This window comes from Pyrobaculum sp. (assembly GCF_049971835.1).
Classification (GTDB): domain Archaea; phylum Thermoproteota; class Thermoprotei; order Thermoproteales; family Thermoproteaceae; genus Pyrobaculum.
The window spans coordinates 1-548 of the sequence record NZ_JBMFKV010000418.1 but is presented as its reverse complement, the minus strand read 5'-3'; the positions used below and the strand labels follow the sequence as shown (position 1 = coordinate 548).

General features: G+C 62.0%; 2 pseudogenes. Both read right to left on the bottom strand.

The features are described 5' to 3' along the window. Nucleotides 1-222 (bottom strand): annotated as a pseudogene (locus tag ACP5J3_RS15045) (hypothetical protein); the annotation flags it as partial. Beyond that, nucleotides 222-548: pseudogene (locus ACP5J3_RS15040) on the bottom strand (type III-A CRISPR-associated protein Cas10/Csm1); the annotation flags it as partial. The pseudogenes ACP5J3_RS15045 and ACP5J3_RS15040, both read right to left, overlap by 1 nt.

The following is a 548-nucleotide window of genomic DNA, read 5'->3' as shown; positions in this document are numbered from 1 at the left end:
AGGCCCCACGACCTCGAAAACCCCCTCAACGTCGAGAGACACCACTCCGGCCACAGAGACCCCCTTAAGCAACACCCTCGCGGCGCCGGGGACGTGGAGCCCCACGTAGGGGCAGTAGGCGAAGCGCACGAGCCCCTCCACGGGGTCCTCCGCGCGGGCGAAGGCGTACCTCGGCGTCTTGAGGTCGCCGCCGCAGTGCGGCGGCAGGACGACGTAGAACACTACTGCCTGCCTTTGAGCATCAGGTGGATTATGTTTATGGCCGCTATACCTCTGCCGAGGGCCCGCCTCAACTGCTGGGGGTTGCTACACCGCAACAGGGGCGCGTAGAACTCCGCGAACTTCTGCGGATCCATAGGAAGTCCAGTAATGTTCTCCAGCTCCTTTAGTTTCTCGCCGAGCTCCTCCCCGCGCCTGTTGATGATGTATGCCAGCTCCACCAACGCCTTGGCGGCGGTCCTTCTTCCATCTAATTCTCTCTTGGACGCGCAGAGCTCTACAGCTCTGTAGAGGTCGAGCAACCTGCTGTATATCAGCCTCGTCACGCG